General features: G+C 65.0%; 20 protein-coding genes. 17 read left to right on the forward strand and 3 right to left on the reverse strand.

Going from position 1 to position 21,634, the window contains the following annotated elements:
* Window positions 1-87 precede the first annotated feature (87 nt).
* The 15 genes from GH2_RS19255 to GH2_RS19325 all read left to right on the forward strand — a co-directional run bounded on the left by GH2_RS19255 (window position 88) and on the right by GH2_RS19325 (window position 14,714).
* Window positions 88-381 carry a hypothetical protein gene (locus GH2_RS19255; protein ID WP_066171947.1) on the forward strand — a complete coding sequence of 98 codons (294 nt, stop codon included), beginning with the start codon at window positions 88-90 and terminating at the stop codon, window positions 379-381.
* The gene (locus GH2_RS19260) at window positions 378-1,526 is read left to right on the forward strand and encodes a thiolase family protein (protein ID WP_066171949.1); all 1,149 of its coding nucleotides are present in this window, start codon (window positions 378-380) and stop codon (window positions 1,524-1,526) included. The genes GH2_RS19255 and GH2_RS19260 overlap by 4 nt, the downstream gene beginning before the upstream one ends.
* Window positions 1,523-1,984, forward strand: coding sequence for a Zn-ribbon domain-containing OB-fold protein (locus tag GH2_RS19265; protein ID WP_066171951.1), 462 nt, complete (start codon window positions 1,523-1,525; stop codon window positions 1,982-1,984). Before GH2_RS19260 ends, GH2_RS19265 begins: the two co-directional genes overlap by 4 nt.
* Window positions 1,971-3,275, forward strand: a complete 1,305-nt coding sequence (locus tag GH2_RS19270; protein WP_066171953.1) for an aromatic ring-hydroxylating oxygenase subunit alpha — start codon at window positions 1,971-1,973, stop codon at window positions 3,273-3,275. The genes GH2_RS19265 and GH2_RS19270 overlap by 14 nt, the downstream gene beginning before the upstream one ends.
* On the forward strand, window positions 3,275-3,790 hold the full coding sequence (locus GH2_RS19275; RefSeq protein ID WP_066171955.1) for an aromatic-ring-hydroxylating dioxygenase subunit beta: 516 nt from the start codon (window positions 3,275-3,277) through the stop codon (window positions 3,788-3,790). The genes GH2_RS19270 and GH2_RS19275 overlap by 1 nt, the downstream gene beginning before the upstream one ends.
* An 84-nt stretch (window positions 3,791-3,874) precedes the next feature.
* Complete coding sequence (locus GH2_RS19280; protein ID WP_066171956.1) at window positions 3,875-5,443, forward strand: class I adenylate-forming enzyme family protein; 1,569 nt, start codon at window positions 3,875-3,877, stop codon at window positions 5,441-5,443.
* Complete coding sequence (locus tag GH2_RS19285) at window positions 5,440-7,020, forward strand: class I adenylate-forming enzyme family protein (RefSeq protein ID WP_066171958.1); 1,581 nt, start codon at window positions 5,440-5,442, stop codon at window positions 7,018-7,020. Before GH2_RS19280 ends, GH2_RS19285 begins: the two co-directional genes overlap by 4 nt.
* A gap of 5 nt (window positions 7,021-7,025) precedes the next feature.
* A complete protein-coding gene (locus GH2_RS19290) occupies window positions 7,026-7,841 on the forward strand; it encodes an enoyl-CoA hydratase/isomerase family protein (protein WP_066172056.1) in 816 nt (271 codons plus the stop codon).
* A 57-nt stretch (window positions 7,842-7,898) separates the two neighbouring features.
* Window positions 7,899-9,365 carry an aldehyde dehydrogenase gene (locus GH2_RS19295; RefSeq protein ID WP_174545368.1) on the forward strand — a complete coding sequence of 489 codons (1,467 nt, stop codon included), beginning with the start codon at window positions 7,899-7,901 and terminating at the stop codon, window positions 9,363-9,365.
* Window positions 9,366-9,394: 29 nt separating this feature from the next.
* On the forward strand, window positions 9,395-10,594 hold the full coding sequence (locus GH2_RS19300; protein ID WP_066171960.1) for a thiolase family protein: 1,200 nt from the start codon (window positions 9,395-9,397) through the stop codon (window positions 10,592-10,594).
* Window positions 10,595-10,623: 29 nt separating this feature from the next.
* Window positions 10,624-11,211: a flavin reductase family protein gene (locus GH2_RS19305; RefSeq protein ID WP_066171961.1), complete on the forward strand. Its 588-nt coding sequence runs from the start codon at window positions 10,624-10,626 to the stop codon at window positions 11,209-11,211.
* A 68-nt stretch (window positions 11,212-11,279) separates the two neighbouring features.
* Window positions 11,280-12,395, forward strand: coding sequence for an acyl-CoA dehydrogenase family protein (locus GH2_RS19310; protein WP_066172057.1), 1,116 nt, complete (start codon window positions 11,280-11,282; stop codon window positions 12,393-12,395).
* A gap of 9 nt (window positions 12,396-12,404) precedes the next feature.
* Window positions 12,405-13,337, forward strand: coding sequence for an LLM class F420-dependent oxidoreductase (locus GH2_RS19315; RefSeq protein ID WP_084247638.1), 933 nt, complete (start codon window positions 12,405-12,407; stop codon window positions 13,335-13,337).
* Window positions 13,330-13,932, forward strand: coding sequence for a PaaI family thioesterase (locus GH2_RS19320; RefSeq protein WP_066172059.1), 603 nt, complete (start codon window positions 13,330-13,332; stop codon window positions 13,930-13,932). The genes GH2_RS19315 and GH2_RS19320 overlap by 8 nt, the downstream gene beginning before the upstream one ends.
* 35 nt (window positions 13,933-13,967) lie before the next feature.
* Window positions 13,968-14,714 carry an SDR family NAD(P)-dependent oxidoreductase gene (locus GH2_RS19325; RefSeq protein ID WP_066171963.1) on the forward strand — a complete coding sequence of 249 codons (747 nt, stop codon included), beginning with the start codon at window positions 13,968-13,970 and terminating at the stop codon, window positions 14,712-14,714.
* A gap of 39 nt (window positions 14,715-14,753) precedes the next feature.
* Here the strand turns inward: GH2_RS19325 and GH2_RS19330 are convergent, their stop codons facing one another.
* Entirely contained in the window at window positions 14,754-15,353 is a 600-nt protein-coding gene (locus GH2_RS19330; protein ID WP_066171964.1) for a TetR/AcrR family transcriptional regulator, read from the reverse strand.
* Between the two features lie 126 nt (window positions 15,354-15,479).
* Between GH2_RS19330 and GH2_RS19335 the strand changes: the two genes are divergently transcribed.
* Together GH2_RS19335 and GH2_RS19340 are read left to right on the forward strand one after the other, a co-directional pair.
* Window positions 15,480-16,973 carry an aldehyde dehydrogenase family protein gene (locus tag GH2_RS19335; RefSeq protein WP_066171966.1) on the forward strand — a complete coding sequence of 498 codons (1,494 nt, stop codon included), beginning with the start codon at window positions 15,480-15,482 and terminating at the stop codon, window positions 16,971-16,973.
* Window positions 16,974-17,057: 84 nt separating this feature from the next.
* Window positions 17,058-17,927: a mycofactocin-coupled SDR family oxidoreductase gene (locus GH2_RS19340; protein ID WP_066171968.1), complete on the forward strand. Its 870-nt coding sequence runs from the start codon at window positions 17,058-17,060 to the stop codon at window positions 17,925-17,927.
* Between the two features lie 98 nt (window positions 17,928-18,025).
* Here the strand turns inward: GH2_RS19340 and GH2_RS19345 are convergent, their stop codons facing one another.
* Entirely contained in the window at window positions 18,026-20,224 is a 2,199-nt protein-coding gene (locus GH2_RS19345; protein ID WP_066171970.1) for a CoA transferase, read from the reverse strand.
* A 273-nt stretch (window positions 20,225-20,497) separates the two neighbouring features.
* The gene (locus GH2_RS19350) at window positions 20,498-21,547 is read right to left on the reverse strand and encodes an alpha/beta hydrolase (RefSeq protein WP_169802485.1); all 1,050 of its coding nucleotides are present in this window, start codon (window positions 21,545-21,547) and stop codon (window positions 20,498-20,500) included.
* Between the last annotated feature and the right edge of the window lie 87 nt (window positions 21,548-21,634).

Genomic DNA, 21,634 nt, shown 5'->3' on the forward strand with positions numbered 1-21,634 from the left:
GTGTAAGAGCAAGAACCTGGGACGGGTCGACCCCCACTCGTCCGAAGGGCACCGGAGCAAGGTTGGGCGAACAGGTCGTCGATGACTATGACCACATACGAACACGAAGACGGCGATCTGCGCCGCACGAGCCGTCGGGAGCTCGCCTCGCTGATCAATGAGTTCGCGGCGGCACGTGTGACGCTGGACTCGAGCGGCAACGGTGATCGGTTGCTCGTCGAAGATCTGGAGAGTGGCGACTTCATCTTCCTGTCGCCCCTGGAGCTCGTCAGCCTGTGCCTGGCGACGCCCGATGACCGCGAGGACTGGCTGCGCGTCGGCAACTATCGCGACGAGCGCCGCGACCGCTCGCTGGGACCCCTGCGGGGCAGCTTCTCATGACTGCGTCGATCGTCGGCTTCGGGATGACCCCGATGTCCCTGACGCCGGGGGACTCTCCGCTCGAACTCGCCTGTCGTGCGAGCCGCGATGCCGTGAGGGATGCCGGGATCGCCCTGTCCGACGTGGACGGGCTGCTCGTCGGCTCGTCGCAGGGCATCCGGCCTGATCGGCTAGGTGTCGGCTTCGCCTCGGCGGGCGGCTTCTCCGATCTCCGACTGCTCGAGCATGTGGAGATCAAGGGCGCCACCACGATTGCGATGATCCAGCGCGCACAGTTCGCCGTCGAGAGCGGTGCCGCGCGAGTGGTGATGTGCGTCTTTGCCGACGCGCCTCTCGTCGCCGGCAAAGCCGCCGGATCCACCTACGCGCAGAGCGGAGGGCAGTCGGGTTCACGGGGGTTGGAGCGCGCAAGCGGCGTACTCGGATCAGTGCCCACCTACGCCCTCCTCGCCCAGCGATGGATGCACGTCAGCAACGGTTCACCGGAAGATCTGTGTGCAGTGGCCACCACGACCCGTGCGTGGGCCCTGGAGAATCCGGACGCAGTCGTCCGCAAACCTCTGGATGTCCAGGGCTACCTGGACAGCCCGATGATCTCCGACCCGTTGCGCCGGCTCGACTGCGCGCGGCCCGTCAACGGCGCGGTAGCCGTCATCGTCAGCGCCGATCCCGCGGTGGGGCATCCGGTGCGCCTGGACATCCGCGGTACCGGACGCGATCACCCCGTCCGTCATCGGCGTTCCGGGGCGGAGTCTTGGTTCGGCGGTGGTCGGCGCTGTGTGGACGACGCGCTGGCCGGCGCCGGGATGAGCCGCGACGACTTGGACACCGTTCAACTCTACGACCCGTTCTCGGTCGTCACCTTGATACTTCTCGAAGAATACGGACTTACCGGGGGAGTGCCGGCGGGCAAGTTCGTCCGCGAAGGCCACACCTCGGCAGGTGGGACCCTGCCGACCAACACCGGTGGCGGGCAGTTGTCCGGTTTCTATCTGCAAGGCATGACGCCCCTCGCGGAGGCGGTGGTTCAGTTGCGTGGCAGCGGAGCAGGGCGCCAGGTGCCCGACGCGACGACTGCGCTCGTCGGCGGGATCGGTGGTCGGATCGATCACCATGCCGCCTTGATCCTGGAGCGTGTGGCATGACTGCCACTTCGGACTGGTTGCTCAGCGAATCCCTGGCCCCGGTGGTGTCCAGTGACCCGCTGGAGCCGCTGTACGCCGGGGCCGTTCGCGGGGTGCTGGTACTCCCGTTCTGCGCCGATTGCTCCCTTGCATTGGACCTCGAGCAGCACGGCTGCGACGGCTGCGGCTCCCTCCGGATCGACTGGCGCGAAACCGCGCGGACCGGGGTGGTGCACTCGTCGACCACCATGCACCGCCTGGAGCCGGGTCTGGTCACCGCAAGCGGTCCCTACCCCATCGTCGACGTCGAGCTCGCCGACGGGCATCGACTGATCATGACGACTGTCGACCCGGCACAACGCGCACCGCAGATCGGCGACACCGTCGCAGTCGCCTTCAGGAACCTCGCCGGAGTAGCCATCCCGGCCGCTCAGCCCATCAATTCCACCGATACGGAGGACACAAATGACAACCATTGAGTCGAAAGCCGACGCCGCCGACGCCGCCGACGACTTCGACGTGTCGAAGATCGTTCAGGAGGATCGCGTACACGGATCCGTCTACACATCCCCGGAGATCTTTCAGCGCGAGATGGACACCATCTTCCGTACCGGCTGGGTCTACGTCGCCCACGACAGCGAGGTCAGCGAGCCCGGTGACTATCTGACCCGCCGGATCGGGACTGAACCGGTGGTCGTCTCGCACGGTAAAGACGGTGAGATCAGGGTTCTGCTGAACCGCTGCACGCACCGAGCCAACAAGCTGTGCAACGCCGAGAAAGGCAACGCCAGTTCTTTCCGGTGCCCGTACCACGGCTGGACGTTCAGCAACACGGGTTCGCTGACGTCGATCCCGATGAAGGACGGCTACGGTGAATCCTTCCGGCAGGTCCGATCTGAGCTCGGTATGGCCGAGGCGCCTCGAGTGGACAGCTACGGCGGATTCATCTTCGCTTCGCTGGCTGCGGACGGTCCCTCGCTGACCGAGCACCTCGGCGGCTCCACCGCCGCGATCGATCGGCTGCTCAACCTGTCGCCGACCGGAACGATCGATCTGCGTGCCAACTGGATGAAGCATCTGCACCACGCCAACTGGAAAATGGTGGTGGAGAACAACGTCGACGGTTACCACGCGTTGTTCACGCACGCCTCGGTGTATGACGCGATCCGCCCCGCAAAGGTGTCGCACATCCCGTCGAAGACAGATGTGGTGGTTCGAGACCTCGGCGACGGCCATTCTGAGATCGACTACTCGGCCGAGTATCGCAAGCTGGACGAGGAGTTCATCTGGTTCGGCCGGATGCCCCGGACCAAGCTGCCCAAGTGGATAGCGGCGCTTGAGAAGAAGTACGGCGAGGAGAAGACCCACGACTCACTGGTCGTCGGACCCCCGCACACGTTGATCTGGCCGAACCTCTTCCTGGCCGAGATGAACGTGATGTATGTCGAACCCATCGGCCCCGAGGAGACGGTCGCGTACACCACCGGGGTGCAGATGCCGGGCCAGGATGAGCTGAACGTCCGCATCCTGCGTCGCTCAGAGGGGGCCATGGGCCCGGCCGGCTTCCTGATCGCCGATGACGGCGAGATCGGAATGCGGAACCAGGCCGGACTGGCGGCCAAGGAGCCCGAGTGGCTGGTGCTGTCGCGTGGTCTGGAGACCGACTTCACCGATGAGACCGGAATCGTCAACAGCGACAAGAGCGCCGAGACACCCCAGCGCGGCTTCTACCGCCAGTGGGCGAGCGTCGTAGGACAGGAGATCAACTGATGAGCACACTCGATGACACCGACGTCCTCGCGGCGGCACTGCGGACATATCCGGCGCCTTCGCCAGAGGTCGCGGCCTTTCTCTACCTCGAGGCCCGCCTTGCGGACGAGGCACGCTACTCCGAGTGGGAGCACCTCTGGGATGACGACGCCCTGTACTGGGTGCCGATGCATCCCGACGACGACCCCGCGACCAACCTGTCGTACATCTACGACAACCGCCCGCGGATCAAAAGCCGTGTCGCACAGCTGAATACGGGGAACAGGCACTCGCAGACACCGCCGTCGGTGATGCGGCGCCAACTGACGAACATGGAAGTGCTGGATAGCGACGAGGACACCGTCACGGTCGGATCGAACTTCGCGCTCTTCGAGTACCGCTACACCCAGCGTATCTGGGCCGGCCGGGTGATCCACAAGGTTCGTCGCCACCCCGATGGCTTCAAGCTGGTGAGCAAGACCGTCCACATGGTCAGCGCCGGTGGGCCGGTCGACACCCTTGCGTTCCTGATCTGAACAAGCTGATCCAATCCCTCGGAGCAGACGCTCCGTGCCGAAGAACTCGGAGCAGACGCTCCGCGCCGTAGACTGTGAGGTAACGTGCTCGTAGGCGACATCCCGAAGAACAACGCTCGTCGATACCCCGATAAGCCCGCGATCGTCGAGTCCGGGCGGACTCATACGTGGAGCGAGGTCGACGAGCGGGCCCGGCGCCTGGCCAATCACTTGCTTGCCGCCGGCCTGAACAAGGGCGATCGGGTCATCGTGATCGCCCGCAACTGCATCGAATGGCCGGAGATCACCTTTGCCTGTGCGAAGGCGGGGCTGGTCACCGTGCCGGTGAACATCCGGCTGGCTCCGGATGAGTTGGCCCATGTCCGCGAGGATTCGGGCGCGGTGGCCGCGGTGGTCCACACCGATCAGGTAGAGCGATTCGGCGCGGAGCTCGGTGATCTGAAGACGCTTCTCGAAATCGGCGGCCGTACGGTCGGCGACGACTATGAGACTGCGCTTCGGGCCGCCGCCGTCGACGATCCGACCCCGGAGTCGTTGCAGCCCGACGACATCCAGTTCATCCTGTACACGAGCGGCACCACCGGGCGTTCGAAGGGTGTGGTCAACACCCACCGCGGGATGCTCGCACAGGCCGTTGACACCAGTCTGGTCACCGAGACCAACCGGAGCGACGTGTTTCTGGCGACGACGCCGTTCTTCACGGCCGGCGGGATGGTACGGACGCTGTCATGGACGTACCTCGGTCAGACGATGGTGATTCACAAGCGTTTCGACCCGCAGGCCGTCATCGACGAGATCGAGCGCAGTGGTGTCACTTTCACCACCTTCATCCCGACCATGCTGCAGCGGACCCTCCGCATCCTCGAAGAGGGCCCCGAACGCGACATGTCCAGTCTGCGCCGGATCAGTTATGGCTCGGCGCCGGTACCTCCGGGTCTGGCCAAGAGGGCCATGGACATGCTCGGATGTGACCTGCAGCAGCGTTACGGATTGACCGAATGCGGCGGGCAGGCCACCATCCTGACGCCGCAGGATCATCGGGACATGGTTGCGGGCAAGACCAGTATCCTGACCTCCTGCGGCCAGGAGACCCCGATGTGTTCGATCCGCATCGTTGACGCGGACGGCAACGAACTGCCGCCCGGTGAGGTCGGTGAGGTCGTGATCCGCAGCGATGCGAACGCCATCGGGTACTGGAACCGTCCGGATCAGACGAAGGAGACGTTCCGCCCGACTGGATTGTGGTCGGGTGACTTGGGGTTCCTCGACGAGGAGCGCTACCTGCACATCACGGGCCGGAAGACCGACATGATCATCTCCGGAGGATTCAACGTCTACCCGGCCGAGATCGAGCGGGTGATCGGACACCACTCCGCGGTGGAGATGGTTGCGGTGGTCGGAGTTCCAGACCCCGAGTGGGGGGAGACCCCGATAGCCGTGGTGGTACCGAGAGGTGAGATCGACGTGGAGTCCGTCACCGCGGAACTCACCGCGCTGTGCCGTGCTGAGCTCGCGGGATACAAGCAGCCGCGCCGTTTCGAGTTCCGAACCGGTCTTCCTCTCGGACCGGCTGGCAAGATCCTCAAGCGGGAGATCGCCGATGCGTTGGTCGCCGCACAGGACACGGTCTCGGCGCCTGCGGTGACGTCGTGACGTCGCCGCAGAGCGAACCCGCCGTCGAACTCATCCGCGCGGAGAATCTCTGGGACCTGCTCACCGAGCGGGTGCGATCGACCCCGACGCGCGAGTTCGTGGTCGATGAACGCGGCCGCCGGTTCACGTTCAAGGACTTGTTGGACCTCGTCGAGTCCACGGCCGCAGCCCTCCACGGTTACGGTGTTCGGGCCGGCGACGTGGTGTCCTGGCAACTGCCGAGCAGTATCGAATCCATGGCGCTGGCGCTGGCGCTCGGCCGCCTGGGTGCAGTGCAGAATCCGATCATCCCTATGCTGCGGGAGAACGAGGTGGAGTTCATCACCGGGCAGGTCGGTACGTCATTGCTTATCGTGCCAGGTGAGTACCGGGGTTTCGGCCATGGTGCGATGGCGACCTCGATCTCCGGACGGATCGATGGGCTGCGCGCACTGATCGTCGACGAGACGTGGATGTCCGGTGACCCGTCGGCCCTGCCGGGCCGGCCTGACCGAGACGATGACGCAACCAGCTGGATCTTCTACACATCCGGCACCACGGCGGCACCCAAGGGCGTCAAGCACAGTGACGCCGGACTGATCTCCGCAGCGAAGACGTTTGTCACCAACGTGCGGGTGACTCCCGAGGAGCGGTGCGCGGCGTACGTCCCGATCACCCATGTCGGCGGCATAGCTCATGTCCTGAGCAGTCTGCTCGTCGGGCACATGCTGATCACCGCTGCCGGGTTCGTGCCCGATGACAACGCGGATCAGTTGATCTCCGAGCGTGCGACCCTCATCGGTTCCGGACTGCCGTTCACCACCGAGTACCTCCGCATCTCGCGTGAGCGCGGTGCTGTACCGCTGTTCCAGTACGCTCGCGCCACCCTCGGCGGGGGCTCCGGAAGGCCCCCCGAACTGAGTGCGGCCGCGGCCGAGAATCTCGGTGGAGTGGGCATCATCTCCGGGTACGGAATGACCGAATGCCCCTACCTGACCTGGGGTAGCCCTGACGACACCGCCGAAGAGCATGCGGTCTTCGAAGGTATGCCAGGTCCTCAAGGCCGGCTGCGTATCGTCGGTGACGGCGAAGCCGAACTGCCCGCCGGAGAGATCGGTGAGATCCGGGTGTACGGGCCGCAGCTGTTCAAAGGCTACGTGGACCCGGCGCAAGAAGAGGGTGCACTCGATGAGCAGGGCTATTTCCGGACAGGTGACCTCGGTTTCCTGAACGAGGCAGGTCGGTTGTCAGTCACTGGCCGCATCAAGGACATCATCGTCCGCAAGATGGAGAACATCTCGGCCCGGGAGGTCGAGGAGGTGCTGATCAAGGACCCGGCGATCGCGGATCTCACGGTGATCGGCATGCCCGACAGCACGTCCGGGGAGCGGGTGTGCGCTGTCGTGGTGCCGGCCGATCCCGCGGTACCGCCCAGTCTTGACTCGGTCCGCGCATTCCTCGCCACCACCAGCCTGAACAAGCGCAAGTATCCGGAACAGGTCGAGGTCGTCGACCGGATTCCACGCAACTCACTCGGGAAGATCACCAAGTCGCAAGTGCGCAGTGACCTTCTCGACTCGCAGCAAAGGTCTCGGTGATCACGATGACGTCCGAATCGAAGGATGCACAAGCGCAGTCCACGGAAACTCAGTACGAGACGGTCGAGTTCGAGGTCAGCGAGCACATCGCCACGATCACGCTCAATCGTCCGGACCGGCTGAACTGCTTCAACGAGACGATGGCCAACGAGATCGCCGAGATATGGGGGCGGGTCCGAGACGACGACGACATCCACGTCGCCGTCCTGCAGGCCAATGGCGACCGCGCCTTCTGCACCGGCGTCGACCTCGCGCAGGGCGCCTGGTGGACCCATATCAACCGGTTCAACCAGGAGGACCCCGGAGTGCTGCTGGGGCCCAAGCAACATCGGGTCTGGAAGCCGGTCGTGTGCGCACTGCACGGCATGGTGGCCGGGGGCGCGATGTACTTCGTCAACGAGTCGGACATCGTCATCTGCAGTGACGATGCGGCGTTCTTCGATCCGCACGCCAACGGGGGCATGGTCTCGGCTCTGGAACCCATGGGGATGCTGACCCGCGGCGTACCGCTCGGCGATGTGCTGCGCTGGGCGCTGATCGGCAGTGAAGAGCGGATGACGGCAGAGACGGCGTTGCGGACCGGGATCGTCACCGAGATCACCTCTCGTGACGAGCTGCGGCACCGGGCTCAGGAACTCGCGACCGAGATCGCGGGCCGGCGTCCGGAAGCGATCCAGGGGACCGTTCGGGCTATCTGGGAATCACTGGACATGACCCCGTCCGTGGCTCTGCGGCGTGGTTTGTCGTACACCCAGGTCGGCAATGTGGGATCCGGGCGTACCGATTCGCGAAAGAACAAGCGCAGCCCCCGCTTTCGCTGATCCGACCCCTACTTTGGACAAGGAGTTCATGTGAGCACATCTACGCTTACCGACCAGATCGCGAGCTACCCACTGCTCATCGACGGCGCCGAGGTGGCAGCCGAGTCGGGCAAGACCTACGACAGTATCGATCCGTTCACCGGTGAACCCTGGGTCCGGGTACCCGACGCCGGTGCAGCGGACATCGACCGAGCTGTCGCCGCCGCGCGGGCGGCACTGTCGGGACCGTGGGGTGACCTGAGCGCAACGGCTCGCGGGAAACTGCTGTGGCGACTGGGTGAGCTCATCGAACGCGATGCCGACGAACTGGCCGAGCTCGAGGTCCGCGACGGTGGGAAGCTGTTGCGCGAGATGTCCGGGCAGATGCGCGGTCTTCCGGACTACTACTACTACTACGCGGGGATGGCCGACAAACTCGAAGGCAGTGTCGTCCCCACCGACAAGTCCAACTTCCTCGTCTACACCACCCACGAACCGGTCGGCGTGGTCGGCGCCATCACGCCGTGGAACTCTCCGCTGCTGTTGCTGACGTGGAAGCTCGCCGCCGGCCTCGCCGCCGGCTGCACGTTCGTCATCAAACCCAGCGACCACACCCCGGCTTCGACATTGGCGTTCGGGCGTCTGTTCGCGGAGGCGGGTTTCCCTCCCGGCGTGGTCAACGTGGTCACTGGCTGGGGACCGGAGACGGGTGCCGCGCTGGCCTCGCATCCGGGGGTCGACAAAATCGCCTTCACCGGGTCGACGGGCACCGGGATCCGCGTCGGGCAGGCCGCGGTGGAGAACATGACCCGGTTCACCCTGGAGCTGGGCGGCAAGTCGGCGCAGGTGGTCTTTCCCGACGCCGATCTGGATGCTGCGGCCAACGGGGTCGTGTCCGGCATCTTCGCGGCGACCGGACAGACGTGCCTGGCGGGATCGCGGTTGCTGGTCCACGAGAGCGTCGCCGATGAGCTGATTCAGAAAGTGGTCGCTCGCGCCTCGACGATCGTCCTCGGGGACCCGAAGGATCCGCGCACCGAGATGGGACCGGTGTCGAATGAACCGCAGTACCAGAAAGTACTGTCGCACTTCGACTCTGCGCGCGAGGACGGTGCCACCATCGCCTACGGCGGTGAACCCGCTGCCGAACTCGGCGGCTACTTTGTGAAGCCCACGATCCTGACCGATGTGACGCCGGATATGCGCGCCGTATCCGAGGAGATCTTCGGACCGGTGCTGACGGTGTCCACGTTCGCCGATGAGGCGGAGGCCGTCGCCGCTGCAAACTCCACCGAGTTCGGACTTGCGGGTTCGGTGTGGACCAAGGACGTGCACCGTGCTCACCGGGTGGCAGCCAAGCTCCGGGCGGGCACCGTCTGGGTCAACGCGTATCGCACGGTCGCACCGCACGTCCCCTTCGGCGGAGTGGGCGCGAGCGGTATCGGTCGTGAAAACGGTATCGATGCCGTCAAGGACTTCACCGAGACCAAGTCCGTCTGGATCGAACTCAGCGGCGTCACCCGCGACCCCTTCACGCTCGGCTGAGGCCCGCACACCTAACGAAAGGTTCAACCATGTCAGCAATCGAAGCCGTCATCGTCGCCGGAGCACGTACTCCGGTCGGTACGTCGTTCAAGGGCACACTGCGTGATACCACGGCGATGGAGCTCGCCGAGGTCGTCGTCTCGGAGGTTCAGAAGCGGTCCGGCCTGGCTCCGTCACAGGTCGATGACATCATTCTCGCCGAATCGAACTACGGCGGCGGCGACGTCGCTCGGTACGCCGCGGTGGTGACCGGGATGCCTCAGGTGCCCGGCCAGTCCCTCAACCGGCACTGTGCCGGCAGCCTCACGGCCATCGGAAATGCTGCCGGGCAGATCATTTCGGGTGCCGAGCGGGCGATCATCGCCGGCGGCACCCAGTCCGTCTCGACCAGCCCGATGCAGGCCTTCCGTACTCCGGGCACCGTGGACCAGTTCACCGAGAAGTGGCTGCCGCCGACCCATCCGGACAGCCCCGAGGCCCCGAATATGGACATGTCCATCACCGTCGGCTGGAACACCGCCGCTGCACTGGATCTCACGCGTGAGGAGATGGATGCCTGGGCCCTCAGGTCGCATCAGCGAGCCGTCGCGGCCATCGATTCGGGGGCGTTCGTCGACGAGATCGTTCCCGTTTCCGCGCGGCAGCAGGACGGTACGTTCGTGGACTTCACCACCGACGAGCACCCGCGTCGCGACACCACGGCTGAGCGACTCGCCGGCTTGAAGCCGATTCACCCGGAGATCGAAGGGTTCTCGATCACGGCGGGCAACTCCAGTGGCGTCAACGACGCGGCCGCCGCGGTGATGGTGGTCGGGTCCGACCTGGCTGCGGCGGAGGACCTGACCGTGCTGGCCACGGTGAAGGCGTGGGCCGCATCCGCTGTCGAGCCGGCGCAGACCGGGCTCGCCGTGCTGGACGTCATTCCGAAGGTCCTGGATCGGGCCGGTATCGGCGTGGCCGATGTTGCACTCTGGGAGATCAACGAGGCCTTCGCCTCCGTGCCCGTCGCGGCGTGCAAGAAGCTCGGTATCAGTGAGGACGTCGTCAATGTTCTGGGCAGCGGCTGCTCCATCGGACACCCGGTGGCGGCGTCGGGCGCACGCATGATCCTCTCGCTCACCAACGAACTGCGTCGCCGTGGCGGTGGCTACGGTGTCGCCGCAATGTGCGCCGGCGGCGGCCAGGCCGGCGCTGTCGTCATCGAGGTTCCCGCCTCCGCGGCCGAGTAGTCCCCATCGAATCGAACAAAGGAAGATCAATGACCCTGGACACTGATGCCGCGAACCGAGTGCTGAACGGACTCCGACCGTTCCCGGTTGCTATCACGACGACCGACGGGGGCTTCGCAAACGGCCTCATGTCGTTGTCTGCAGGCTCTGCCAGCATCATCCCGGAGGCGCCGCGCGCTACCGTGAGCCTGACTAAGTACAACAAGACCCACGACATGCTGCTGAATTCCGGCGTCTTCGCGATGCACATGCTCAGTGCCGGCGATGACGAGGTCGATGCGTCGATGGAGATCCTGATGACCCTGGGCGGTAGCTCGGGCCGGGACGGCGACAAGATCGGCAAACTCCGGACCAAGGAAGGCGTCACGGGTTCGCCGATTCTGCTCGATGCGCACAGCTACGTCGAGTGCCGGGTGATCGGCTCCCTCGACACGCAGGAGAACACGATCTTCGTCGGCGACGTAGTCGCTTCGGAGGTCTTCAGTGACGCGCAGCGGCTCAAGATCGGCGAAGCCTGGTCGAAGCTGCCCGCAGAGTGGATCGAGCAGTACGACGCCAATCACGTGCCGCAGTTGCAGAGCGCCAAGGACCACCGTTTCGGTGAGGGGAACGCGTGAGCGTGGACGCTGAGACCGAGACCGAAGGTCCGCCACTGGGCGCGTGGGAGTTGCCCGAAGAGCTGGTGATGCTCCGCGAGACGGTCAAGGGTTTCATGGACCGGGAGGTGCATCCGCTCGAGTCGACCCTTCCACACGATGCGGCCGGGCTGCCGCGCGAACAGCTTCTTCCGTTGCAGGAAAAGGCTCGTCAGCTGGGTTTGTGGGCGCTCCAGACGCCAGCGGAGTACGGCGGAGCGGGCTTGAGTGTGCTCGGCCAGGTCGTTGTCGCCGAAGAGGCGGCGAAATGCCGTATGGGTGCGTTCTTTCCGGCGCTCGGAGCATTCGGGGGCAACCCGCCCAATGTCATGTTCAAGGCATCCGCCGAGCAGTTCGAGAAGTTCGCACAGCCGATCCTCGACGGTCAGATGAGCAAGGCGTACACGGCGATCAGCGAAGCGAGCGGTGGGTCGGACCCGGCGCGGGCCATCACCCTCAAGGCCGTGCGCGACGGTGGCGAGTACGTGCTCAACGGCAGCAAGATGTGGACCTCACATGCTGAGAACGCGGACTGGGGTGTGGTGTACGCGCGGACCGGTGAAGGCCGTGCCGGGATATCCTGTTTCATCGTCGAGAAGGGAACACCCGGCCTGACCTTCAATCGGATCGGGGTGATGGCGTCGTTCTCTCCGTTCGAATTGCACTTCGACGATGTGCGACTGCCCGCGTCGAATCTGATCGGCGCCGAAGGCGGAGGGTTCAAGCTCGCCAGCGACTTCCTGATCTACAGCCGGATCATTTACGCCGCGGGTCCGATCGGGATAGCGCAGGAGGCGTTGGACACCGCATGCCGCTGGGCGAAGGATCGAGAGGTCTTCGGGGGCAAGCTCGCCGACAAGCAGGGCATCGCCTGGATGCTCGTCGACGCCGAAGTGCAGCTGCGGGCGGCCCGGCTGCTCATGTATCAGGCCGCGTGGAATGCCGACCTCGGTAAAGACGTCAAGGTCGATGCGTCGATCGCCAAGATGTACGGCACCGAGGTGGCCTACAACGTCATGGACAAGTGCATCCAGGTCCACGGCGCCTTGGGCTTGTCTGACGAACTGCCGCTGGAACGGTGGTTCCGCGACCTGCGGGTGAAGCGGCTCGGCGAGGGCGCCACGGAGGTACAGCGTGTCGTGGTCGCCCGCGAACTGTTCAAGTGAAGGTGTGAGATGGCTCTGCAGTTCAACCTGATGTTCCCGATGCGCGCGGTGAAGCATTATCGCGAGTGGATCGGGGACGGCAGTCTCGGCGAGGTCGCCAGGTACTGCGAGGACGCCGGTTTCGACGGTTTCTCCATGAGTGAGCATCCGTATCCGGACCGGAAGTGGCTGGACAGTGGTGGCCATCATGCGTTCGATCCGTTCGTCTCGCTCGCGATGGCCGCCGAGGCGACCACGAGGATCCGGCTGATCACCTATCTGATGGTTGTCGGATACCGAAGCCCGTATCTGGGCGCCAAGGCTGCTGCCAGCCTTGATCTGCTGTCGGGCGGGCGGGTCACGCTCGGTCTCGGAGCCGGCTACCTGGAGTCGGAGTTCAACGCGTTGCGTGCCGACTACGCGGGCCGCGGCAAGCTGTTCGACGAGGGTATCGACGCGATGCGGGCGACGTGGCGTGGCGAGGAGCATCTCGGACCGGCGTTCGGCGTCACGGGGCACGTGGCGTTGCCTTTGCCGCTGACTGAGGGTGGTCCTCCCATCTGGATCGGGGGGAACAGCAAGGCAGCGCGGCGACGCGTGACCGAGAAGGCCGACGGCTGGATGCCCATCGCGCAGAATGCCGAGATGGCCGCGATCACCCGCACGCCTCCCCTCGAGGACGTCGAGGCGCTGCGCACGCAGGTCAGCGCACAGAACAAGCTGCGTGCCGAGGCAGGCAAGTCGGCGATCGACGTCTCATTTGTGCCGTTTGAGAGTGGTGTGCTGCGCACGGGGGGCGCCGCCGAGTTCGTGGCTGCCCTCGGGCCTGCGTTGGCGGCGTATGAAGACGCCGGCGTCACGTGGATCACGATCGAGCCGACCAGCCGCAGCTTCGCTGATTTCAAGACAGACCTCGCCGTGATCAGCGAGGGCCTGATCAATCGGCAGGATGCCCATGTCTAGCCCCGGCGCGGTGTGTGAGGAAGGACAGCTTTCAGCGGCACAGGCCGATGCCTTTGTCGGGATGATCACCGCATTCCGAGACCTGCAGTCAACACTGTGTCTTGTCGCGCCGCCGCCCGAGACGATGACGGAATTGACCGGCGCGATCGAGAACGTGGCCACTCGTCTCAAAGAGTTCGAGGTGGGTGAGGGGGAGCGCTTTGCCCGGGACCTGGGGATGCGCGGGCAAGGCCACCCGGTGCTGATTCCCTACCGGGTCACTGAGCTGTCCGAGACGTCGATGCTCGGGTCCGTGTCGTTCGGACTCGCGAACATGGGGGGTGACGGCACTGCTCACGGTGGTGCGATCACCATGCTGTTCGACGATGTCCTCGGGACGTTCGTCAGCCGCAGGGGGCAGCCGGATTCGCGTACAGCCTTCTTGAAGGTGGACTATCGCAACATCACCCCGGTCAACCGGGAACTGCGGCTGACTGCATCGATCGACAGGATCGAGGGTCGGAAGACCTTTGTGACCGGTGCACTGGCCGACGGCGACGTCGTATGCGCCGAGGCAGAAGCGCTGTTCGTTCGGGTATTGCCGCCTCAACCGTGATCGACGGATCAGCCACGATGGGATCGAGGAGAACAATGACATTCGAGAATGCCGGCGCGTTGGTCACCGGCGCAGGATCCGGCCTCGGGAGGGCTATCGCATGTCGCCTCGCGAAGGACGGCGCGAAGGTGGTCGTCTCGGATATCGATGAAGGAGGCGGAGCCGCGACTGTCGATGCCATCACCGCCGTCGGCGGCAACGCATCGTTCATCCAAGCGGATGTCTCTGATGTCGAGAGCGTCGAGTCGTTGATCGTGGGATCAGTGGAGTACCTCGGGGGCATCGATCTGGCCGTCAACAATGCGGGTATTGCACACACTCCAGGTGATCTGCATGAGTTGCCGATCGCCGAATGGGATGCGGTGATGGGAGTCGACCTGCGTGGCACGTTCTTGTGCATGCGCGGAGAGCTGGCCCACATGGTCGGGGCCGGTCACGGCAAGATCGTCAACATGGCGTCGAACGCCGGCACCAAGAACGCGCCGGGCATGCCGGCGTACACGGCTGCCAAGCACGGCGTTGTCGGACTGACCAAGAACGCCGCGCTGCAGTACGCGCGCCGCAATATTCAAGTCAACGCGGTGGGGCCCGGCACGATCCTGACCGAGGGAATCGTCGCCTTCGGCGCCGATCAGCAGGAGGAATGGGCGGACCTCATCCCGGTCGGCCGCATGGGCACGCCTGAGGAAGTCGCGGCAGCGGTCGCCTATCTGCTCTCGGATGAGGCGGGCTTCGTCACCGGGCACACCCTCCTCATCGACGGCGGACTGATGTGGGATTGATCCGAACCCCGTGACCGAGAAGGGGGTTACTCCGCGAGATCACGTGGTGGTGAACCCATTGCGCACCAGGGCGAAAGCTTCCTCGAGTAGTCGGTCGGGGCGGGCTTCGTTGGATTCGGCCCAGACGGTCAGTGCAGTCCAGCCGGCGTTGAACAGATTCTGAACCAATAACTTGGTGAACAGATCGTCGGAGCTGTGATGCGTGCGGTCCGTGATGAACTCGATGACGGCGGATCCCCAGGTGTTGAACCGCGTCGATCCGAGAGGCCATCCGTTCGACGACTCGGCGATAATGGAAACCTGGGTACGTAGCAGGTCTATCTCGGAGTCGAGATAGGTGAGAATCGCCGGCAACTCCGTGCAGAGCACGGCGATGGGATCCGCAGACTGGGGGGCGGTCCGCAGTTTCTCGGCGAGCGCGGTCGCCTCGTCGGCGGCGCGATCCCAGAGGATGTCGGCCTTGGCGGCGAAGTATCGCAGGAGTGTGCTGCGTCCGATCCCACAGGCGTCGGCGATGTCGGCCATCGTCACCGAGTCGTACCCGCGGTCGGCGAACAGGCGCAGGCCGACTGCCGCGATCGCGGGCTTATCGGTAACACGCGGCCGGCCGCCGCGATTCGTCTTCTGTAGCTCGGTCATCCGCCTCCCCTTCCAGCGCGGAACTCTACTATGCGGAGGGTTGTGGACCTGAGGTCCAAAAGATAGGCTCTGTGATGGGGGACACAGAACACGCCGCACGTGTGCGTGCGGGAATGGAGGACGCAGATGACAGCGGGATCGGTTTCAGTCGTGCACGAGGAGCGGTTCCTCCTCGACGGGGCACTACGGCACTCGGATACCGGGGCAACGTTCGATGTCGTCAACCCGGCCACCGGCGCCAGTATCGGCGTGGTCGCCGACGCGACCGCCGATGACATGGACGCGGCCATCGCCGCGGCGCGGCGCGCCTTCGACACCACATCGTGGGCGACGGACCTCGAGTTCCGGCAGCGGTGCCTGCGCCAACTTCATGACGCGATCACCTTGGAAGTGGAGGAGCTCCGACTCGAGCTGGTCGCCGAGGTGGGTGCGCCGCTGATGACGACCTATATGGCGCAGCTCGACTGGCCATTGTCCGACGGGCTTCTGTGGCCCGCAGAGGCGGCCGGCGAGCTGCCGTGGCACCGGCGTCTCCCGGACAGTTCGCTGCTGGGGATGACGAACATGCGCTACGTGTTCAAAGAGCCCGTCGGCGTGGTCGGCGGCATCATCCCGTGGAACTTCCCCTTCGAGATCTTGATCAACAAGCTCGGGCCCATCTTGGCGACCGGGAACACCGTGGTCATCAAGGCTGCTTCGGAAACTCCGTTCAACGCGACACGGATCGGTCGCCTCATCGCGGAGAAGACGGACATACCCGCTGGTGTGGTGAACGTCATCACGGCCAAGGACACCGCTGTCGCACAGCGACTGATCACGGATCCCCGCGTCGACATGATCTCGTTCACCGGGTCGACCCGCACCGGCCAGCTGATCACCGAACAGTCGGCACCGACCTTCAAGAAGCTTCTCTTGGAGCTGGGCGGCAAGAGCGCCGGCATCATCCTCGACGACGCGGATCTCAACGTTGCCGTGCCGTCAGCGATGTCGGCCTGCATGCATGCTGGGCAGGGATGTGCTCTACCGACCCGGTTGCTGGTCCAGCGTTCCAAGTACGACGAGGCGGTGGCCACGCTCGAACAGGTCTACGCCGCCATTCCCTACGGTGACCCGGCAGATCCCGGCGTCTTCTGCGGGCCGGTGATCACTGAGAAGCAGCGGACGAACATCCTCGATCTGATCGCGCGCGGTGAATCCGAGGGCGGTCGTCTGGTCGTGGGCGGAAAGATTCCGGAGGATCAGCCCAACGGCTACTTCCTGCAGCCGACCCTCTTTGCCGACGTTGACAATTCGACGACGATCGCGCAGACCGAGATCTTCGGTCCGGTCCTGTCGGTCACACCGTTCGACGATGACAGCGACGCGATTCGCATCGCCAACGAGAGTACCTACGGGTTGTCCGGCAACGTCTTCACGGCTTCTGCGGAGCGCGCGCTGAACGTTGCACGAGGCGTCCGTACCGGTTCTTTCATGATCAACGGCGGCCTGTTCTACGGGGCCGACTCGCCCTACGGAGGGTACAAGAAGAGCGGCGTAGGCCGGCAAGGCGGCATCGAGGGATTGGAGACGTACCTCGAGACCAAGGCGGTCGGTACGACCCTGCCGCTCGACATCCCTTGACAGCCACTCGAACCCATCGCGGTGCACGACGACATCGTCGGGCACAACCATCATTGATCCAGAACTGAACGAGGAGAACACATCATGGCAGGAAGAGTCGAAGGAAAAGTCGCCTTCATCACCGGTGCGGCACGCGGGCAGGGGAGAAGCCATGCGGTCCGGCTGGCCGAAGAGGGGGCCGACATCATCGCGGTCGACATCTGCGAGCAGATCGAGTCGAACCCGTACCCGCTGGCCACCGAGCAGGACCTCGCCGAGACCGCCGAGCTGGTGAAGGGGCTTGGTCGTCGGATCGTGACCGTCAAGGCCGACGTACGTGATCGGGCACAGCTGAAGTCTGCGCTCGACGAGGGCCTCGCCACGCTCGGCCACCTCGACATCGTGGTGGCCAACGCTGGAATCCTGCCGATGGCCATGGGCGACCCCCAGGCGTTCGATTTCATCGATGCGGTGGACGTCGACCTCGTCGGTGTGATGAATGCGGTAGCGGTGTCGATCCCGCACCTCGGTAAATTCGGTTCGGTCGTGCTCACCGGGTCCACTGCGGCGCTGCTGCCGGGCGCCACGGACAATCCGGCGATGGGCCCCGGTTCGGCCGGATACGGCTGGTCGAAGAAGACGCTGATGGGGTACTCCGAGCAGCTTGCCCTGCACCTGGCTCCGGAGTTCATCCGTGTCAACGTGATTCACCCGACCAACGTCGACACCCATCTCCTGCACAACGACGGTCTCTACTCGACATTCCGTCCGGACCTGGAGCACCCGACGCGCGAAGACGTCGAACCCGCATTCACGATGTTCCAGGCGATGCCGATTCCCTACGTGGAACCCGTGGACATCTCCAACGCGGTGCTGTACTTCGCCTCGGACGAATCCCGCTACGTGACCGGCCAGCAGTTGCGCGTGGATGCCGGTTCGCTGCTGAAGGTGCCGGGCGGACCCCAGAGCATGTAGCGTTCGCGCACACCGTCGATGCCTACGCTCCGGAATCGGTACTCACGAAAGTTGTGAGCACCGACGCCGGAGCGTAGTGCATCCACGCGGCCCATGGTTCAGGGTTCGGTGATACCGAGCCCTCCGAGAACCTCCTGGGTATCGGCACCCAAAGGTACGGAACGTGCGGTGGCGGGTGTACACCCCTCCCAATCGCTGAATCCTGCCGCGAGCGAAACGCGCCCGAAGTCGAGATGGCGGACGATGTGCAGCATCGCGTTGTCGGCGATCAGCGCAGCGTCAGTCTCTTCGGCCAGGGTGACGATGCGGCATGCCGGTACCCCGATCTCCCGGGCGAGGGAGATCACGTCGTCGACCCGGCGGTGGGACAGGACCTCCACGACATCGTCCGTGGTCGCTGCCAGGGCGGCGAGTAGCGCGGCATCCGACGATGGATCGGTGGCCGCGAAGGCCACCCACCCGTCGGCGCACTCGCGATACGACCGGGACAGAAATGGGCCCGGATAGCTGGGCCCGCCCACCTCGGGAATCGGCGCACCGGCGTACTGCGTGAAGGCGTCGAACTGCAAGAAGGCTGTGGCCTGGGCGAGGGACACGTCGATGCGGGGAATGACGACGGACTTCCGAACGCGCGAGAACAATCCGACAGCGACACCGAGGGCACCCAGGGCTCCGGTCAGAGAATCGTTTGCGCCGAGGGTGGTCAGTGCCGGTGCCCCTGAGCCGCCCTGCGCCGCGGCAAGTCCGCTCATCGACTGGATGACCGGATCGAAACCGGGGAGATCGGAGTCTGCGCCCGTAGTACCGAACGCGGTGACCGAGCATCGCGTGATATCTGCGTTGACGGAGCGGACAGCCTGGTCCCCGAGGTCCAGCCGAGCGGCGGACTGCGGCCGCAGGTTGTCGACGAGGACGTCTGACGTGGACAGCAGTTGCAGGAACCGGCGATGATCGCCGGCCTCGGTGAGGTCGAGGCACACACTGGACTTCCGCTGATTTAACGCCAGGAACGGCAGCGTGAACTCCCGGTACGGGTCACCGCCCGGGGCCTCGACCTTGACGACCTCGGCACCGAGATCGGCCAGAATCGAACCGATCGACGGCGCCGCGAGGAAGGACGCGCTCTCCACTACCCGCAGTCCGGCGAGCGGACCGGTCGTCGATTCCCCTGCGTGGTCGGCGGTCGCCGGCGTCGAAGGCTCGTCCCAGTCGATCTCGGTGAACGGCACGTCGAGCTGGAATCCCGTCGGCCGGGAGGTGTCGATGCCGGTGAGCGAGATCGGCAGGGCCGCCATGTCGACCGGTCCGAGTTCGGGGTGATCTTCGGTGCGGAAGCAATTCAGGTCGCGTGCGAGGTCACTGCGGCGCCATGCCTCCCGATCGGCGACGACTGCACAGGGGACCGACTCGCGGCGAAACAGCTCCAGCCAATGATCGCGAGGCTCGGTGGCGAAGTGCTCTTCGAGTGCGGCTCCCAGTGCGGCCGCCGCCGTAGGGTCGGTCCACATCTTCGTCAGGTCCCCGTCGATGCCCGGCATCACCAGCAGCTCGGTCCGGTCCAGAGCCGACAGCGCCTCGACGAACAACGGGCCCGTCAGGGAGGCGAGAAATAGCCACTGACCGTCGGCCGCCTGGTAGGGGCGCCAATTGGCCATCAGCCCGGTCGTACCGAATCGCACCACGTCGGTATCGATCCCATGGATCATCAAGGCGATGAGCATCAGCGCGACCGTGTGCGGTCCGCTCACCTCCACCGACCTCGAGCCACAACCGCGCTCGCGGCCGACGAGCCCGGCGACTGCGGCAGTCGCTCCAAGGGCCGCGTGTGTCGGTCCGATGAGGTCGACGACACCGGCCACGGGATTCATTTCGCCGAGCGGTGGATGTGCGGCGAGCCCGGTCAGCGCAGCAACCAGCATCGGGTCGGCGGGCAGTCCGCTGGCGGCGTCGTCGTGGGCGCCGTAGGCGGGCATCCACAGCCAGACCGGCTGATGGGCGTCTGGATGCGCGGCCGGTGTCCACAGTCCCCTGTCCTCTGCGGGCCGGTCGGTGAGCACGAGGTCGGCCCGGCGGATCAGGCTGCGCACATCCTCGTCTCCGGCCGTGACATGTCGCTTGCCGCGGTTGCGCGCCGGGTTGGTCTGCTCTTCCGCTGTGTTGACCCGGACGACGTCGGCGCCGAGATCGGCGAGGAGACAACCCGCGAGTTCGGCACCTGTCGTGTGGGAGTCTTCGATAACCCTGATTCCCTGCAGCGGGGCCGACTGCGGGGTGCGGGTCGAGGTGGGGTCTGCCATGATGACGGCTCACTCCTTCGCCGATCTGACCGGCGCCAGACCGATTGTCAAAACAGTTAGAGATTTTACCTACCTCGCAGGATAACCGGCGTCGGTGAGTGGCATCGCGCCTTTGCGATGACCACTCAGGGCGGCCTTCTCCGGTCGCAGGCCGACGAGGGGTATCAGTCGCCCAATCGGTGCATCGGCAAGGTCGTGTCTCCCCTATCTACTGACCGGCGTCGGGCCGTCGAGGAAGACCAAGGAACATGGGAGACACAGCCTGACTGTGGCCTAAATGGCATCGACCCACGACACTGCTCGGTCGAAGAATGCGCGGTTGTTCAAGGCGAGGTTCATCGAGTGTCCTGCACCAGGAAGTACATATGTGCTCAGCTCGGCCCGCGGAAAGAACGGTCGCTCAGATCGGTACAGGCTCTGAGTGTTGGCGCAGTCGGTCAGCGATCCGCCGTCACCCTGGGCACAGAACACCTTGTCCGCGCTGCCGTTGGCGATGAGTACGGGTACGTCGATGTCGAAGGTCGCTGGAATGAAGACGGGGATGGTCGCGAGGATTCCGGCGGTACCGGCCACCCGAGTGGCCTCGTCTGCCTTGACCACCGCAGGGTCGGAGTCGCCGGGTGCGTGGAATGCACCTGCCCGGACGTTGGGGACGCTGAGATAGGTGTAGTCGCCGTCCGGTGTCGTACCCTTGGTGGCCGGGTCGTCCACGGCCGGGCGGACGTTGCCGATGATCTGAGCGATGCCCCCCGGGCCTGGTGCGTGTGAGGCGCCGCTGATGAGCAGGCCGTCTACGTCGTTGTAGGTGCCGGCCTCGAGCATCGCTGTCAGCGAGCCGAACGAGTGCCCCACCAGGACGACCTTGTCCCAGGAGCGACCGAGGCGGCCGTTGCGCATGGCTCGGATGACCTCGTGCACTGCCTGTGCGCTCGATGGCGACGACACCTGCCAGCCGACGGGAAGCGTGCTCTTACCGACGCCGATGGGATCGATGGCCAGGGTGGCTTGTCCGGCGCGCGAGGCGTGCTTGACGTAGGAGTAGCGGCCGCCGAAACCAGGAAAGTCCCAGTACGATCGGTCGTAGGTGGCGCCGGGGATCAGGATCTGCACCACCGAACCCGGGCCCTTGGCATCGGTGCAGTAGGTGCCCGCGATGTGGGAGTTCTGTGGTCCGCCGTGGGTGAGCGCCACAGGAATCTTCACGTCTCTGCAGGTGGTCGAGTCGGCCGGAGCGGCTTCGGCGGCTGGCGCTGCGACGGCACAGGCGCACGCTGCGACGGCCACCGCTGCAGCCCACTTCTTCACGCTGAGAACAAAGTTCATGGATCTACTCCTGCTGTGGAATGCGCCTGAGTGTAGCAACGCAGAGATTGAATCAGATAGAGAGTTAAATATTTCCGATGGCCGCTC

Source organism: Gordonia hydrophobica NBRC 16057, from assembly GCF_001592365.1.
GTDB lineage: Bacteria > Actinomycetota > Actinomycetes > Mycobacteriales > Mycobacteriaceae > Gordonia > Gordonia hydrophobica.

Coding starts and splice junctions, on each gene's coding strand:
- GH2_RS19255 (WP_066171947.1), top strand. CDS start 88: ATGACCACATACGAACACGAAGACGGCGATCTGCGCCGCACGAGCCGT.
- GH2_RS19260 (WP_066171949.1), top strand. CDS start 378: ATGACTGCGTCGATCGTCGGCTTCGGGATGACCCCGATGTCCCTGACG.
- GH2_RS19265 (WP_066171951.1), top strand. CDS start 1,523: ATGACTGCCACTTCGGACTGGTTGCTCAGCGAATCCCTGGCCCCGGTG.
- GH2_RS19270 (WP_066171953.1), top strand. CDS start 1,971: ATGACAACCATTGAGTCGAAAGCCGACGCCGCCGACGCCGCCGACGAC.
- GH2_RS19275 (WP_066171955.1), top strand. CDS start 3,275: ATGAGCACACTCGATGACACCGACGTCCTCGCGGCGGCACTGCGGACA.
- GH2_RS19290 (WP_066172056.1), top strand. CDS start 7,026: ATGACGTCCGAATCGAAGGATGCACAAGCGCAGTCCACGGAAACTCAG.
- GH2_RS19300 (WP_066171960.1), top strand. CDS start 9,395: ATGTCAGCAATCGAAGCCGTCATCGTCGCCGGAGCACGTACTCCGGTC.
- GH2_RS19305 (WP_066171961.1), top strand. CDS start 10,624: ATGACCCTGGACACTGATGCCGCGAACCGAGTGCTGAACGGACTCCGA.
- GH2_RS19310 (WP_066172057.1), top strand. CDS start 11,280: ATGCTCCGCGAGACGGTCAAGGGTTTCATGGACCGGGAGGTGCATCCG.
- GH2_RS19315 (WP_084247638.1), top strand. CDS start 12,405: ATGGCTCTGCAGTTCAACCTGATGTTCCCGATGCGCGCGGTGAAGCAT.
- GH2_RS19320 (WP_066172059.1), top strand. CDS start 13,330: ATGTCTAGCCCCGGCGCGGTGTGTGAGGAAGGACAGCTTTCAGCGGCA.
- GH2_RS19325 (WP_066171963.1), top strand. CDS start 13,968: ATGACATTCGAGAATGCCGGCGCGTTGGTCACCGGCGCAGGATCCGGC.
- GH2_RS19330 (WP_066171964.1), bottom strand. CDS start 15,353: ATGACCGAGCTACAGAAGACGAATCGCGGCGGCCGGCCGCGTGTTACC.
- GH2_RS19335 (WP_066171966.1), top strand. CDS start 15,480: ATGACAGCGGGATCGGTTTCAGTCGTGCACGAGGAGCGGTTCCTCCTC.
- GH2_RS19340 (WP_066171968.1), top strand. CDS start 17,058: ATGGCAGGAAGAGTCGAAGGAAAAGTCGCCTTCATCACCGGTGCGGCA.
- GH2_RS19345 (WP_066171970.1), bottom strand. CDS start 20,224: ATGGCAGACCCCACCTCGACCCGCACCCCGCAGTCGGCCCCGCTGCAG.
- GH2_RS19350 (WP_169802485.1), bottom strand. CDS start 21,547: ATGAACTTTGTTCTCAGCGTGAAGAAGTGGGCTGCAGCGGTGGCCGTC.